The organism is Pseudomonas sp. ZY71 (genome assembly GCF_036542145.1).
Lineage (GTDB): Bacteria > Pseudomonadota > Gammaproteobacteria > Pseudomonadales > Pseudomonadaceae > Aquipseudomonas > Aquipseudomonas koreensis_A.
Genome location: NZ_CP144274.1, coordinates 5,853,461 through 5,868,393 on the forward strand (window position 1 = coordinate 5,853,461; position 14,933 = coordinate 5,868,393).

At 59.8% G+C, this 14,933-nt stretch carries 15 protein-coding genes; 9 read left to right on the plus strand and 6 right to left on the minus strand.

The genetic code is table 11. The annotated features are described in order from the left end of the window. The first annotated feature begins 174 nt into the window (after positions 1–174). Genes VY732_RS25975 through lnt form a run of 4 tightly spaced genes read left to right on the plus strand, consistent with a single transcriptional unit; the run spans position 175 to position 4,043 of the window. Complete coding sequence (locus VY732_RS25975) at positions 175–1,173, plus strand: PhoH family protein (protein WP_038361873.1); 999 nt, start codon at positions 175–177, stop codon at positions 1,171–1,173. Next, positions 1,166–1,660, plus strand: coding sequence for an rRNA maturation RNase YbeY (gene ybeY / locus VY732_RS25980; RefSeq protein WP_007909643.1), 495 nt, complete (start codon positions 1,166–1,168; stop codon positions 1,658–1,660). The genes VY732_RS25975 and ybeY overlap by 8 nt, the downstream gene beginning before the upstream one ends. Before the next feature lie 5 nt (positions 1,661–1,665). Continuing rightward, positions 1,666–2,505: an HlyC/CorC family transporter gene (locus VY732_RS25985; protein WP_007909641.1), complete on the plus strand. Its 840-nt coding sequence runs from the start codon at positions 1,666–1,668 to the stop codon at positions 2,503–2,505. A 14-nt stretch (positions 2,506–2,519) separates the two neighbouring features. Beyond that, the gene (lnt, locus tag VY732_RS25990) at positions 2,520–4,043 is read left to right on the plus strand and encodes an apolipoprotein N-acyltransferase (protein WP_077574657.1); all 1,524 of its coding nucleotides are present in this window, start codon (positions 2,520–2,522) and stop codon (positions 4,041–4,043) included. Positions 4,044–4,124: 81 nt separating this feature from the next. Here the strand turns inward: lnt and VY732_RS25995 are convergent, their stop codons facing one another. Further along, entirely contained in the window at positions 4,125–4,886 is a 762-nt protein-coding gene (locus tag VY732_RS25995) for a YdcF family protein (protein WP_331692540.1), read from the minus strand. A gap of 104 nt (positions 4,887–4,990) precedes the next feature. Continuing rightward, positions 4,991–5,314: a hypothetical protein gene (locus tag VY732_RS26000; protein ID WP_034153776.1), complete on the minus strand. Its 324-nt coding sequence runs from the start codon at positions 5,312–5,314 to the stop codon at positions 4,991–4,993. Positions 5,315–5,569: 255 nt separating this feature from the next. Here VY732_RS26000 and leuS point away from each other — a divergent pair, with 255 nt between their 5' ends. The 5 genes from leuS to VY732_RS26025 all read left to right on the plus strand — a co-directional run bounded on the left by leuS (position 5,570) and on the right by VY732_RS26025 (position 11,677). Then, positions 5,570–8,176 (plus strand): leucine--tRNA ligase, encoded by a 2,607-nt coding sequence (leuS, locus tag VY732_RS26005; protein ID WP_331692543.1) that lies wholly within the window; start codon positions 5,570–5,572, stop codon positions 8,174–8,176. Positions 8,177–8,263: 87 nt separating this feature from the next. Beyond that, on the plus strand, positions 8,264–8,869 hold the full coding sequence (locus VY732_RS26010) for an LPS-assembly lipoprotein LptE (protein ID WP_116029851.1): 606 nt from the start codon (positions 8,264–8,266) through the stop codon (positions 8,867–8,869). A 39-nt stretch (positions 8,870–8,908) separates the two neighbouring features. Beyond that, the gene (gene holA / locus VY732_RS26015; protein WP_077574662.1) at positions 8,909–9,946 is read left to right on the plus strand and encodes a DNA polymerase III subunit delta; all 1,038 of its coding nucleotides are present in this window, start codon (positions 8,909–8,911) and stop codon (positions 9,944–9,946) included. A gap of 183 nt (positions 9,947–10,129) precedes the next feature. After that, complete coding sequence (gene arfA / locus VY732_RS26020; RefSeq protein ID WP_016986126.1) at positions 10,130–10,294, plus strand: alternative ribosome rescue factor ArfA; 165 nt, start codon at positions 10,130–10,132, stop codon at positions 10,292–10,294. Between the two features lie 60 nt (positions 10,295–10,354). Continuing rightward, complete coding sequence (locus tag VY732_RS26025; protein ID WP_331692544.1) at positions 10,355–11,677, plus strand: lytic murein transglycosylase; 1,323 nt, start codon at positions 10,355–10,357, stop codon at positions 11,675–11,677. A 116-nt stretch (positions 11,678–11,793) separates the two neighbouring features. Here the strand turns inward: VY732_RS26025 and VY732_RS26030 are convergent, their stop codons facing one another. The 4 genes from VY732_RS26030 to VY732_RS26045 form a co-directional block, all read right to left on the minus strand. Further along, positions 11,794–12,744 carry a S66 peptidase family protein gene (locus tag VY732_RS26030; protein WP_331692545.1) on the minus strand — a complete coding sequence of 317 codons (951 nt, stop codon included), beginning with the start codon at positions 12,742–12,744 and terminating at the stop codon, positions 11,794–11,796. 173 nt (positions 12,745–12,917) lie between these two features. Further along, on the minus strand, positions 12,918–13,916 hold the full coding sequence (gene lipA / locus VY732_RS26035; protein ID WP_161986515.1) for a lipoyl synthase: 999 nt from the start codon (positions 13,914–13,916) through the stop codon (positions 12,918–12,920). A 25-nt stretch (positions 13,917–13,941) separates the two neighbouring features. Further along, positions 13,942–14,589 carry a lipoyl(octanoyl) transferase LipB gene (gene lipB, locus VY732_RS26040; RefSeq protein WP_008087909.1) on the minus strand — a complete coding sequence of 216 codons (648 nt, stop codon included), beginning with the start codon at positions 14,587–14,589 and terminating at the stop codon, positions 13,942–13,944. Next, complete coding sequence (locus VY732_RS26045) at positions 14,589–14,864, minus strand: DUF493 domain-containing protein (protein ID WP_077574665.1); 276 nt, start codon at positions 14,862–14,864, stop codon at positions 14,589–14,591. Before VY732_RS26045 ends, lipB begins: the two co-directional genes overlap by 1 nt. Positions 14,865–14,933 lie beyond the last annotated feature (69 nt).

Below are 14,933 nucleotides of genomic sequence, written 5' to 3' on the forward strand. Positions count from 1 at the left end.
AGCGAGCCTGCTCGCGAAGGCGGCGACACATTCAACAACAATGTGTCTGACACACCGCTTTCGCGAGCAGGCTCGCTCCCACAGGAACAGCGATGATTTAAGAGCTTTCGCACCCAGGCCTCTGGCGTTATCCTTGATTTCATCTTAATTGCCCCAGGGCGGCTAAATACGACCTTGAACGCACCCATAGAACCACATCGTTTTATCCTCGAGCCCTTTGAGGCTCGCCGCTTCGCCAATCTGTGCGGGCAATTCGACGAGCATTTGCGCTTGATCGAACAGCGCCTGACCATCGAGATCCGCAACCGCGGAAACCAGTTCGAGCTGATCGGCGACCCCAAACACACCACGTCTGCGGAAAATCTGATTCGTCGCCTGTACCGGGAAACCAAAGGTTCAGAGCTGTCGCCAGATACGGTGCACCTGTTCCTGCAGGAATCGGCCGTGGTCGAGCTGGACAATCACGCCCCCGCCGAAGCCTCCGTCGCCCTGCGCACCAAGAAAGGCATGATTCGCCCACGCGGCTTGAATCAGTTGCGCTACGTGAAGGAAATCCTCGGCAACGACATCAACTTCGGCATTGGCCCGGCCGGTACCGGCAAGACCTATCTGGCCGTGGCGTGCGCTGTCGATGCACTCGAGCGCGAGCAGATCCGGCGCATCCTGCTGGTGCGTCCGGCGGTTGAAGCGGGTGAAAAACTCGGCTTCCTGCCCGGCGACCTGTCGCAGAAGATCGACCCGTACCTGCGCCCGCTCTACGACGCACTCTACGAAATGCTCGGCTTCGAATACGTGGCCAAGCTGATCGAGCGTCAGGTGATCGAAGTTGCGCCGCTGGCCTACATGCGTGGCCGTACGCTGAACAACAGCTTCATCATTCTCGATGAAAGCCAGAACACCACCGTCGAACAGATGAAGATGTTCCTGACCCGGATCGGCTTCGGTTCCACCGCTGTCATCACCGGTGACATTACCCAGGTCGACCTGCCGAAAGGCACCAAGTCGGGTCTGCACCATGTGATCGAAGTGCTCAAAGACGTGCCGGGCATCAGCTTCACCCACTTCCAGCCCAAAGACGTCGTGCGCCATCCTTTGGTACAGCGGATCGTCGAAGCCTACGAGCGCTTCGAAAACCGTGACGAAGCCCCTAAGGACACCTCGCGAAATGCTTGAGCTAGACCTGCAAATCGCGACTGAAGCGAGCGCCCCGAGTGAAGCCGATTTCCGCCTGTGGTGCGAACTGGCCCTGCGCCAGCGCACCGCCGACTCGGAAATGACCATTCGTCTGGTCGACGAAGAAGAAGGCCGCGAGCTCAATCACACCTGGCGCCACAAGGATTACGCGACCAACGTCCTGTCGTTCCCGGCTGAAGTGCCCGACGAGTTTCTCGACATCCCATTGCTCGGCGATCTGGTGATCTGCGTGGCCGTGGTCGAACGCGAAGCCGCCGAACAAGGCAAGGAACTAAAGGCCCACTGGGCACATCTGGTCATTCACGGCTGCTTGCATCTGCTTGGTTACGACCATATAGATGACGAAGAAGCCGAAGAAATGGAAGCACTGGAACGCGAGTTGCTTGCCGAATTGGGCTATCCCGATCCGTACGCGGACGACGAACCCGAAACATCCCCTATCGTTACAACAAAGGATTCAGAGTAATCGCTATGAGCGAAGATCGATCGAGCAACGGGCAGAAGTCATGGCTGGGTAAACTGACCCAGGCTTTTGCCCACGAGCCGAAGAACCGTCAGGAGCTCCTCGAGCTGCTGCGTGATGCACATCAGAACAAACTGCTGGACAGCGAAGCACTGGCCATCGTCGAAGGCGCCATTCAGGTGGCTGACCTGCAAGTACGCGACATCATGGTCCCGCGTTCGCAGATGATCAGCATCAAGGCGACCCAGACACCCCGTGAATTCCTCCCGGCCGTGGTCGATTCGGCCCACTCGCGCTATCCGGTCATCGGCGAAAGCCATGACGACGTGATGGGCGTGCTGCTGGCCAAGGATCTGCTGCCGCTGATCCTCAAGGAAAACGGCGACAGCTTCAACATCAAGGATCTGCTGCGCCCGGCCACCTTCGTGCCGGAGTCCAAGCGCCTGAACGTGTTGCTGCGTGAATTCCGCGCCAACCACAACCACATGGCCATCGTCATTGACGAATACGGCGGTGTGGCCGGCCTGGTAACGATTGAAGACGTGCTGGAACAGATCGTTGGCGACATCGAAGACGAGCACGACGTCGAGGAAGACAGCTACATCAAGCCGCTGCCTAGCGGTGACTTCCTGATCAAGGCCCTGACGCCGATCGAGAACTTCAACGAGTTCTTCGACAGCGAATTCTCTGATGACGAGTTCGACACCGTCGGTGGTCTGGTGATGAGCGCGTTCGGGCACTTGCCAAAACGCAACGAAATCACTGAAATCGGCGCCTATCGTTTCCGCATCCTGAACGCCGACAGCCGTCGGATTCATTTGCTGCGACTGACGCCAATTGCTCGTTAATTCTAAGGACTGAAATGCGCTGGACAACCCGCCCCGGCTGGCCCGGTAACCTGCTGGCCGTGGCGGCCGGTGCAATCACCACCTTCGCTCTGGCACCGTTCAACATCTGGCCGCTGGCTTTGCTGGCGGTCGGCTTGTTCTATGCCGGTCTGCGCGAACTGAGCCCGCGTCAGGCGCTGGGCCGCGGCTGGTGCTTCGGTTTCGGCCTGTTCGGCGCCGGTACCAGCTGGATCTATTACAGCATCCACCATTTCGGCGGTGCTTCGGTGCTGCTGGCCGGGTTCTTGATGCTGTTGTTCACGGCGGCGATTGCCTGGTTCTTCGCCCTGCCCGCCTGGATTTGGGCGCGCTGGTTGCGCCGTAATGAAGCGCCGCTGGCCGATGCCCTCGCGTTTGCTGCGCTGTGGGTCGCTCAGGAAATGTTTCGCGGCTGGTTCCTGACTGGTTTCCCGTGGTTGTACTCGGGTTACAGCCAGCTCGACGGCCCGCTGGCCGGTCTCGCGCCGGTGGGAGGCATGTGGTTGGTGGGCTTCGTGCTGGCACTGACCGCTGCACTGATCTACAACGCGCCACGCTTGCTGCAAAGCGGCCGCAAAGCTTTTGTTGTGGCCGGTCTGGTGCTGTTGGTCGGGCCGTGGATCGTCGGTATTACGCTTAAGGGTTACGCCTGGACCAGTCCTTCGGGCGCGCCGTTGAGCGTTGCTGCGATTCAGGGCAACGTCGCGCAAAGCATGAAATGGGATCCGGCCGAGCTCAACGCGCAGTTGGCGTTGTACCGCGATCTGAGCTTCCGATCGAAACCGGTGGATCTGCTGATCTGGCCGGAAACCGCTGTGCCGGTGCTCAAGGAATCTGCCGAAGGCTACCTGAGCATGATGGGTAACTTCGCCGCCGAGCGAAAATCCGCCCTGATTACCGGCGTGCCGATTCGCGAAATGGTTCGTCACGAAAAACGCTTCTTCAACGGCATCACCGTGGTCGGCGAAGGCGATGGCACTTACCTTAAGCAGAAACTGGTGCCGTTCGGCGAGTACGTGCCATTGCAGGACGTCCTGCGTGGCTTGATCGCGTTCTTCGATTTGCCGATGTCCGACTTCGCCCGAGGCCCGGCTGATCAGGCGCTGCTGCAAGCCAAGGGTTATCAGATTGCGCCGTTCATCTGCTACGAAGTGGTGTACCCGGACTTCGCTGCCGGCCTTTCGGCACGCAGTGATTTGCTGCTGACCATCAGCAACGACACCTGGTTCGGCACCTCGATTGGCCCGCTGCAACATTTGCAGATGGCGCAAATGCGTGCCCTGGAAGCCGGGCGCTGGATGATCCGCGCAACCAACAACGGCGTGACCGGGTTGATCAACCCGTTCGGGCAGATCACCGAGCAGATTCCGCAGTTCGAACAAGGGATTTTGTACGGTGAAGTGGTGCCGATGCACAACCTGACGCCCTACCTGCAATGGCGCTCGTGGCCGTTGATCATCGTGTGCTTGCTGTTGTTTGGCTGGGCACTGATGGCCAGCCGGATGTCGAAAACCCTCTAAAGCAAAAGATCGCAGCCGGCGGCAGCAGGGAAAACGCAAATCCCAATGCAGGAGCTGCCGCAGGCTGCGATCTTTTGATCTTCAGCGGTAAAACAACGAATACCCCACCTGCCCCACCGCTTCATTCAGCAACTGCCCGCTCTGCCAGATAGACTTGAACTCCGGCAGCCAGCCACCAAACGGTCTTGCGTTATCAGTGCCCAAAAAGCCTACCGGCGCCGGCACCACTTCAAATCCTGCCTGTTCAAAACTCCAGACTGATCGCGGCATGTGCCAAGCCTGCGTCACCACAACCACGCGCTTGATCCCCTGCGGCAATAGAATGTCAGCGCTGAACTTGGCGTTTTCCCACGTGGTACGGCTTTCGCCTTCCTGCCAACGCACCGTCACGCCAAAATCGTCGCGCAGTGAATCCGCCATCAATTTCGCCTCGGTCGGCGGCGTACCGTAATGCAAGCCACCCGTGGTCAGAATCGGCAAACCGGATGCCTTCGCCAGCCGCGCCGCATAACGCTGACGCTCGAGCCCCACGCCAGTCGGCTGATCCTCACCCCACGCCAGATCACCGCGCTCTCGCCCGGAACCCAGCACCACAATAGCGTCAGCCCGTTGCGCCAACGTTGCCCACTCTTCGCGGGCCAGCGGTGGCTCGCGCTCCAGCGCTTTTGCGCCCCACTGCACGACCACCGGCAGGCTCATCAGCCACATTCCGCCAAAGCCAATGGCAAAGCACAATCCAGCCAGGCGCGGCCGAGAGCGGCGCAGCCACCACGCAGCCAGCAACAGCAGCAAGAGAATGCCGGGCGGCAATAAAAGTTGTTTGATGAAATAACGAAAAGGCATCGAGCATCTCCAGAGATGCCCGAAGCCTAAGAGTGTTAATAAAGCGTTACAACCAATAGGTGGGATCCTGTTGAAAAAGATCCGGTTCTTGACCTGCCATGCGCTTACTTGGCCTGCACAGAGCGAACCTTGACGGTGTCTCTGCCGGGCGCCTTGTCCTTGAGCCAGATGACCTTGGCCGAATGTGCTGCATCGAGCTGCTTCACTGCCTGTGACAAGCATCCGTGCGATTCACGTTCACTGCGATCCAGATAGGCCTTGACCAGTTTGAACTCGGCGGGGCTCAAGCCACGCAATTCCAGTTCCAGGGGGCGCTCGTCGCGCAGCCGGTCAGCGGTTTTTACAGCGTCCAGGGCCATACCCAGACGATCGATCAACCTTTCGTACAACTCGGGTTTAGTCACGTTTTTTTGCCGTTGCTCCACCATCCCTCACCTCATTGAAGATAAGACTCACTCCCCAGTTAGAGCTTAGCTTCGCTGCACAAACCGGCTGCACGCCGCGACCAACGGCCCTCGCCACGAATTTGCCGGGACAAACAGCTGTAATCAGGGTTTCCCTAGGCCAAGCACGGTCATGTATGCTACGGCGCTTCCTGTAATTCCACTTCCAGCTCGTCCGGGCCAACCCCGGAACCTGCGTTGAAGAGGATTAGGCCACCCCTATCCAGTACAAAAGTAGCCATGCACGAACAATATCAGCCCCGTGAAATAGAAGCCGCCGCCCAATCGTTCTGGGACGAGCAAAAGTCCTTTGAAGTCAGTGAACAGCCAGGCAAGGAAACCTACTACTGCCTGTCGATGTTCCCTTACCCCAGCGGCAAGCTACACATGGGGCACGTGCGCAACTACACCATCGGCGACGTGATCTCCCGCTACCAGCGCATGCTCGGCAAGAACGTTCTGCAACCGATGGGTTGGGACGCGTTCGGCATGCCGGCGGAAAACGCCGCGATGAAGAACAACGTCGCGCCGGCCAAGTGGACCTACGAAAACATCGCCTACATGAAAACCCAGCTGCGCAGCCTGGGTCTGGCGGTCGACTGGTCGCGCGAAGTGACTACCTGCAAACCGGATTACTACCGCTGGGAACAATGGCTGTTCACTCGCCTGTTCGAAAAAGGTGTCATCTACCGTAAAAACGGCACCGTGAACTGGGACCCGATCGACCAGACCGTTCTGGCTAACGAACAGGTGATCGACGGTCGCGGCTGGCGTTCCGGCGCGCTGATCGAAAAGCGCGAAATCCCGATGTACTACTTCAAGATCACCGCCTACGCGGATGAGCTGCTGGAGAGCCTCGACGAGCTGACGGGCTGGCCTGAACAGGTCAAGACCATGCAGCGCAACTGGATCGGCAAATCCCGCGGCATGGAAGTGCAGTTCCCGTACAACGTCGACTCGATCGGCGAAGCCGGCACCCTCAAAGTCTTCACTACCCGTCCGGACACCCTGATGGGCGCGACCTATGTCGCCGTGGCTGCCGAGCACCCGTTGGCCACCCTGGCCGCGAAAAACAACGCCGAGCTGCAAGCGTTCATCGCTGAATGCAAGGGCGGCAGCGTTGCTGAAGCCGACGTCGCCACGCAAGAGAAAAAAGGCCTGCCGACCGGCCTGTTCGTCGAGCACCCGCTGACCGGTGAGAAACTGCCTGTCTGGGTCGCCAACTACGTGCTGATGCACTACGGCGACGGCGCTGTAATGGCCGTACCGGCGCACGACGAGCGCGATTTCGAATTCGCCCACAAGTACAACCTGCCGGTTAAATCCGTGGTGCGTACCAGCTCTGGCGACAGCAACCCGGCCCCTTGGCAAGACGCCTACGGCGAGCACGGCACGCTGATCAACTCCGGCGAATTCGACGGTCTCGACTTCGCTGGCGCATTCGACGCCATGGAAGTCGCCCTGATCAAGAAAGAACTGGGCGCCTCGCGTACTCAGTTCCGCCTGCGCGACTGGGGCATCAGCCGTCAGCGCTACTGGGGCTGCCCGATCCCGATCATCCACTGCGACACTTGCGGTGACGTGCCGGTGCCGGAAGATCAACTGCCTGTGGTCCTGCCGGAAGACGTGGTGCCGGACGGCGCCGGTTCGCCGCTGGCACGCATGCCTGAGTTCTACGAGTGCAACTGCCCGAAATGCGGCCAGCCTGCCAAGCGTGAAACCGACACCATGGACACCTTCGTCGAGTCGTCGTGGTACTACGCCCGCTACGCCTCGCCGCACTTTGAAGGTGGCCTGGTGGAAAAATCCGCAGCCGATCACTGGCTGCCGGTCGATCAGTACATCGGCGGTATCGAACACGCGATTCTGCACCTGCTCTACGCGCGCTTCTTCCACAAACTGATGCGCGACGAAGGCCTGGTCAGCTCGAACGAGCCGTTCAAGAACCTGCTGACCCAAGGCATGGTGATTGCCGAGACTTACTACCGTCGCGAAGCCAACGGTGCTTACACCTGGTTCAACCCGGCGGACGTAGAACTCGAGCGTGACAGCAAAGCCAAGGTCATCAGCGCCAAACTGATTGCCGACGGTCTGCCGGTGGAAATCGGTGGCACCGAGAAAATGGCCAAGTCGAAAAACAACGGCGTAGACCCACAGTCGATGATCGATCAGTTCGGCGCCGACACCTGCCGCCTGTTCATGATGTTCGCTTCGCCACCTGACATGAGCGCAGAGTGGTCCGACTCCGGCGTCGAAGGTTCGCACCGCTTCCTCAAACGCGTCTGGCGCTTGGCGCAAGCCCACGTTACTCAGGGGCTGCCGGGCAAACTGGACATCGCCAGCCTGAACGACGAGCAGAAAGCCGTGCGCCGCGCGATCCATCTGGCCATCAAACAGGCCAGCCATGACGTCGGCCAGAACCACAAATTCAACACCGCCATCGCCCAGGTGATGACGCTGATGAACGTACTGGAAAAAGCCGCACAAGCTACCGAGCAGGATCGTGCGCTGATTCACGAAGGTCTGGAAGCCGTGACACTGTTGCTGGCGCCAATCACCCCGCACATCAGCCACGAACTGTGGAACAAGCTGGGTCACGCTGACGCAGTCATCGACGCTGGCTGGCCGGCTGTGGACGAAAGTGCGCTGGTTCAGGACAGCCTGACGCTGGTCATTCAGGTCAACGGCAAGCTGCGTGGCCAGATCGAAATGCCGGCCAGCGCGACTCGCGAAGAAGTCGAAGCCGCCGCACGTGCCAACGAAAACGTCCTGCGTTTCGTCGATGGCCTGACTATTCGTAAAGTGATCGTAGTGCCCGGGAAACTGGTCAATATCGTCGCCAGCTAATTGGATTGTGCGTCAGGCTCGCCTGACGCCGGATAAAACCTTTCGGGCCGCACGGTCGGCCCACCTGGTTTCAAGGGGAGCAACACAATGATCAAACGCAATCTGCTGGTGATGGGCCTCGCCGTTCTCTTGAGCGCCTGCGGTTTCCAGCTGCGCGGCACCGGCACCAACGAACTGACGATCAAGGAGCTTGATCTGAGCGCCCGTAATGCCTACGGCGAGACGGTCACGCAACTGCGTCAGGTACTGGAGTCGAGCGGCGTCAAGGTTTACAGCGGCGCGCCGTACAAGTTGTTCCTGGCTGACGAGCAGGAAAGCCAGCGCATCCTCAGCTACGCAGGTGCCGGTCGTACCGGTGAGTATCAGGTCACCACCGTCCTGAGCTACGACATCCGTGGCGACAAAAACCTTTCTCTGCTGAGCGATAAGCTTGAAGTACAGAAAGTGTTTATCCACGACGGCAACAACCTCGTCGGCTCCGACCAGGAAGCCAGCGACGCCCGTCGCGATATCCGTCGCGAGCTGGTTCAACGCATGATGCTGCGCCTGCAACAGCTGACCCCAGTTCAACTGGAGCAATTGCAGCAAGCTGCGAACAACCGCGCCAAGGCAGAAGCCGACGCGTTGGAAGCGGCGCAGAAAGCTGAAGCGGAAACTCCGCGTCAGTCGCCGCTCGAAATCCCGCAGCAGTAAGACGTTCGGGGCGCTCAGGCGCCCCGTTCGACCTTTCTTATGAAGCTCGCTCCCGCCCAACTCGGTAAACACCTGCAAGGTACTTTGGCGCCTGTCTACATCATCAGCGGCGATGACCCGCTGCTGTGTCAGGAAGCCGCCGACGCCATCCGCAGTGCTGCGCGCCAGCAAGGTTTTGATGAACGCCAGGTCTTCGCCGCCGACGCCAATTTCGATTGGGGCACGTTGTTGCAGGCCGGCGCCAGCATGTCGTTGTTCTCGGAAAAACGCCTGCTGGAACTACGCCTGCCTTCGGGCAAGCCCGGTGACAAAGGCGCCGCTGCATTCATCGAATATTGCTCGCGTCCCGCCGAAGACACGGTGCTGTTGATCAGCCTGCCCAAGATGGATGGCAGCGCGCAGAAGACCAAGTGGGGCAAGGCGCTGGTCGAAGGTCAGCAAACCCAGTTCATCCAGATATGGCCGGTGGATGCCAATCAGTTGCCGAGCTGGATTCGTCAGCGCTTGTCGCAGGCCGGTTTGTCGGCCAGCCAAGACGCGGTCGAATTGATTGCCGCGCGTGTCGAGGGCAACCTGCTCGCCGCCGCGCAGGAAATCGAAAAGCTCAAGTTGATGGCCGAAGGTGGCCAGATCACCGTCGAAACCGTGCAGGCCGCTGTGGCCGACAGTGCGCGGTTTGACGTGTTCGGCCTGACCGATGCCGTGCTCAACGGCGAGCCGGCCCACGCACTGCGCATGCTTGAAGGGCTGCGCGGCGAAGGCGTCGAACCACCAGTGATTCTCTGGGCGCTTGCTCGCGAGCTACGTCTGCTGGCCAATATCTCGTTGCAATACAGTCAGGGCACGCCGCTGGACAAGTGTTTCAGCCAAGCGAAACCGCCGGTCTGGGACAAGCGCAAACCGTTGATGAGCAAAGCCCTGCAACGCTACTCGGCGCAACGCTGGGCGCAGTTGCTGCTCGAAGCACAGCGCATCGACGCGCAGATCAAAGGCCAGGCGGCCGGTTCGCCGTGGATGAGCCTGAGTCGCTTGGCATTGTTGATGTCCGGCCAGCGTCTGACACTCCCCGCCGAATAACCTGTTCTACCGCATAACGGCCATTCGCGAGCAGGCTCGCTCCCACATTGAAATGCATTGCAAATGTGGGAGCGAGCCTGCTCGCGAAAGCGCCAGAATATTCCTACACAACAGGCACTGGACAGACGCCCGACATCGGCAGATTATTTCCCCCGCAAAACCCACTCAATCGAGAGAACCCTCATGAGCAAAAAGCCATCGAAACATGGCCCCAACAAGGCCAAATCCATCGTCGCCCAGCCCCTGTTCCGTAGTCGCCAGGAACGACCAACCAAGGGTAAAGGCAGCTACCGCCGCGAAGCCTTCCAGTCTGACAGCTGGGAGGCTTCTTACTTTCTGGCCGCTTGAAGCGCAGTACCCCCCGGTCATGTTAAGGTCTGCACCTGATTCGTTTTCCTGGAACTGTGCATGCCCCTAAGTCTTTCCCGTCGTTGGCCTGTTCGCCAATTGATCGCTGCCTCCAGCTTCATTCTGCTTGTCGCCTGCGCGGAAAAACCGACCGCCGCCGATGCGCAACCCCTTCAAGCCGCGCCTGTCGCCACGGCCCCAGCGATTATCCCGCCGGTAGTGCCGTCCGCCGACCCTCTTGATCTCCAGCCGACCCAAACCTTTGCCGAATGGCAGGCGGGCTTCCGCAAAGATGCACTGGCCGCCGGGATCCGCGCTGACCTGTTCGATCGCGCCTTTGCCAATGTCAGCTTCGACGCCAGTGTGATTCGTGCCGACCGCAGCCAACCAGAGTTCTCGCGCCCGGTATGGGAATACCTCGACGGTGCACTGTCGCCGTTGCGCGTGCGCAAAGGTCAGGCGCTGATCAGCCAGTACGCCGACATTCTGCAAAGCATCGAACAGCGTTATGGCGTTGATCGTCAGGCGCTGGTATCGGTGTGGGGCATGGAAAGCAACTTCGGTCAGTTCCAGGGCAGCAAGTCGGTGATCAACTCGCTGGCCACCCTTGCCTACGAAGGCCGTCGCCCGGGCTTCGCTCACGCACAGCTGATCGCCGCCCTGCAGATCCTGCAACAGGGCGATATCACGCCGGAGAAGATGCTCGGTTCCTGGGCTGGCGCGATGGGTCAGACCCAGTTCATTCCGACCACCTACAACACCCATGCTGTGGACTTTGACGGCGATGGCCGCCGCGATATCTGGGGCAGCCCTGCTGACGCACTGGCCTCGACCGCGCATTACCTGCAAAGCTCCGGCTGGCAGCGTGGCCAGCCGTGGGGGTTTGAAGTGCAGCTGCCGAGCAGCTTCAACTACACCCTGGCTGATGGCGCGACTCGCAAGAGTGTCGCCGAATGGCGTCAGTTGGGCGTGACTCTGCCGAATGGCGGTCAGGTGCCAGCAGGCTCTGAACAGCTGTCTGCCGCCCTGCTGCTGCCGGCTGGTTATCGTGGGCCGGCGTTCCTGATCCTCGACAACTTCCGCGCGATTCTCAAGTACAACAACTCCTCGTCGTATGCGCTGGCAGTGAGCCTGTTGTCCGAGCGTTTCAGCGGTGGCGGCTTGATCAACGGCAGTTGGCCAAAAGATGATCTGCCGCTGAGCCGCACCGAGCGTATCGAATTGCAGACCCTGTTGAGCGCGCGCAATTACGATGCCGGCACCGCGGACGGGATTATCGGCGCCAATACGCGTAAAGCGATTCGCAGTGCCCAGCAGTCATTTGGCTGGCCGGCGGATGGTTATCCGACGCATAAACTGCTGGAAAGCCTGCGTTCCCAATAAAACGAATGCCGTATGGCTGATATCGCTTTCGCGAGCAGGCTCGCTCCCACATTGAAATGCATTGCAAATGTGGGAGCGAGCCTGCTCGCGAAGACTGACTATCAGGCAATAAACCTTCAGGCCTTGATCACCACATCCTGCTCCAGCATCAATTCCTGCTTCCCGGCATCCAGCCGCACCAGCGCGCCCATCGGCAGCGTCAGGTTCGGATCACAATGCCCGCTGCGCCAGCCAGACAAAACCGGAATTCGTAAAGGCTCGAAGGTCTGCTTGAGCAAGCGGTTCAGCGCTGCGACATCCACGCCGGCAATATCCCCGACCAACACCCCGCGCAACTTGGCCAACTTGCCGGCCAGACGCATCTGGGTCAGCAAGCGATCAATGCGATACAGCGGCTCGTTGATGTCTTCGATCAGCAGAATCACCCCCTCGACATCGATTTCGTAAGGCGTACCCAACGTCGAAGCGATCATCGCCAGATTACCGCCGAGCAAGCGTCCGTGCGCGATGCCAGGTTCGACGCTAGTCAACGGATAAGCCACCGGATGGCTCAGCACACTCCCCGCCTTCAATTGCCCGCGCAGCATGGCGAAGAACGAAGTCACCGTCGGTGGCTCCTTGTCACCCAACAGGTCGGCATTGAGCAGCGGACCGTGAAAAGTCACGAATCCTGCGTATCGACTGATGGCCAGGTGCAGCGCGGTGATATCGCTGTAGCCAACGAAGGGCTTGGCGTTGCGGCTCAGCAGGTCGTAGTCGATGCGGTCGAGCAATCGCGGCGTGCCGTAGCCACCGCGCAGGCAAATGATCGCATCGACCTCGGGATCAGCGAACGCCGCGTGCAGGTCACGCAGGCGCACATCGTCACTGCCGGCCAGATAGCCGTCCTTTTCATAGACACCGGGAAACACTTTCAGCCCATAGCCACGGGCGCGCATCCATTGCACCGCCTTGTCGGTGTCCAGAGTACCGGGACCGGCAGGTGCAATAACGCCGATCAGTCCCTCTGAAGGAAGTGCGGGCACGGCTCTGTGCGGACAAAGTGTGTGGGTCGGTCGAACGGTCATCCTTGGATCTCCCTGTGAAGTCATGCACACACAGTAGTCAGGAACGGCGGCAAACAGAAGAGGGTCAGCCACGCCGTGGATTGAAGGAAAAATCAGCAGCGAAGGTAATCCGGGCAAAAAAATGCCCGCCGGGCATCAAAGCCTCGGCGGGCATGTTTTCATTCAACGCGGACTCAGGAACCCAGCAGCTCAGCCTTGACCAGCTTCGCTTGCTCGTCGGCGTGGTACGAAGAACGCACCAGCGGGCCCGAAGCAACGTTTTTGAAGCCCATCTTGTAACCTTCCTCGGCGAACCAGGCGAAGGTGTCCGGGTGCACAAAACGCTGCACCGGCAAGTGGCTGCGCGACGGCTGCAGATACTGACCGAGGGTCAGCATGTCGATGTCGTGTTCGCGCATGCGCTTCATGACTTCGATGACTTCTTCGTCGGTCTCGCCCAGACCCAGCATCAGGCCGGATTTGGTCGGAATGTGCGGCATCATCTGCTTGAAGCGTTGCAGCAGGGTCAGCGACCACTGGTAATCCGAACCCGGACGCGCAGCCTTGTACAGACGCGGCACGGTTTCCAGGTTGTGGTTGAACACATCCGGCGGCTCGGCGGCGGTGATTTCCAGCGCGACGTCCATGCGCCCACGGTAGTCCGGAACCAGAGTTTCCAGCTGCACGTTCGGCGACAGTTTGCGGATTTCGCGGATGCAGTCGGCAAAGTGCTGGGCACCGCCGTCACGCAGGTCGTCGCGGTCAACCGAAGTGATCACCACGTACTTGAGCTTGAGGTCGGCAATGGCGATGGCCAGGCTTTCCGGCTCGTTGACGTCCAGTGGCTTCGGACGACCGTGGCCGACGTCGCAGAACGGGCAGCGACGGGTGCAGATGTCGCCCATGATCATGAACGTCGCGGTGCCACCGGAGAAGCACTCGCCGAGGTTCGGGCAGGACGCTTCTTCGCAGACGCTGTGCAGCTTGTGCTTGCGCAGCAGGCTCTTGATACGGTCGACTTCCGGCGAAACCGGGATGCGTACACGAATCCAGTCAGGTTTCTTCGGCAGTTCGGTAGTCGGAATGATCTTTACCGGAATGCGTGCAACCTTCTCGGCGCCGCGCAGCTTGACGCCGGCTTCTACCTTGGGACGCGGGGCCGGGCGCTCGGTCACGTCGAGCGTCGGGATCATGGTTTGCACTGCATCAGTAGTCATATCAGTCGATTCCGCCCGTCAGGGTCGTCTGCTCAGCATAGTCGAGGTGTTTGACGAGCTGCGCACGCAGCCGGGCACTTACCTCGGCAAATTCAATCGATCCTGCGTGGTCGCTCAGCTGGGTCATCGCCAGCCCGGCATAGCCGCAGGGATTAATCCGTCGAAACGGTTCCAGGTTCATATCCACGTTCAGGGCCAGGCCATGAAAGGAACAACCGTGGCGAATCCGCAAACCCAGAGAAGCGATTTTCGCTCCATCGACATAGACGCCGGGAGCATCTGGCTTGGCTGCAGCGGTTACGCCGTAGCTGGCCAGCAGTTCAATCAGGCAAAGCTCCATGCGGCTGACCAGATCACGCACGCCGAAACCCAGCTTGCGTACATCCAGCAACAGATAGGCCACCAACTGGCCGGGACCATGATAAGTCACCTGCCCACCGCGATCGACCTGCACTACCGGGATATCACCCGGCAGCAACAGATGTTCGGCTTTGCCGGCCTGGCCCTGAGTGAACACCGGCGGGTGTTCGACGAGCCAGATTTCGTCGGCGGCATCGCTGCCGCGTTCGTTGGTAAAGCGTTGCATGGCATGCCAGACCGGCTCGTAAGCCATCTGGCCGAGCTCACGAAAGCCCAGCGTGCCCGGCATCACAACACCATGTGCACGAAGCCGGTCGCCCGCAGTTCGCTGTTGATGTTGTACAGCTGATCCTGATCGGTCGCGACGATGTGCAACTGAATGGTGGTGTATTTGCCGTTGGTGCTTTGACGCTCGTCGATGCGCTCATCGTTGATGGTCGCGTGTTTCAGGACGATCTCGATGATCTTGTCCTTGTTGCCAACACCCGTATCGCTGATCACCTTAATCGGATAATCAGTCTGCGGGAATTCGATCTTTGGCGCCTTTACTTCGGTATCGGTCATGGCGTAACGGCCTCTTGAGCGCAAGCCGTGATAACGCGCATGGCCCCGCACCGGATCGGGGCGGGGCCA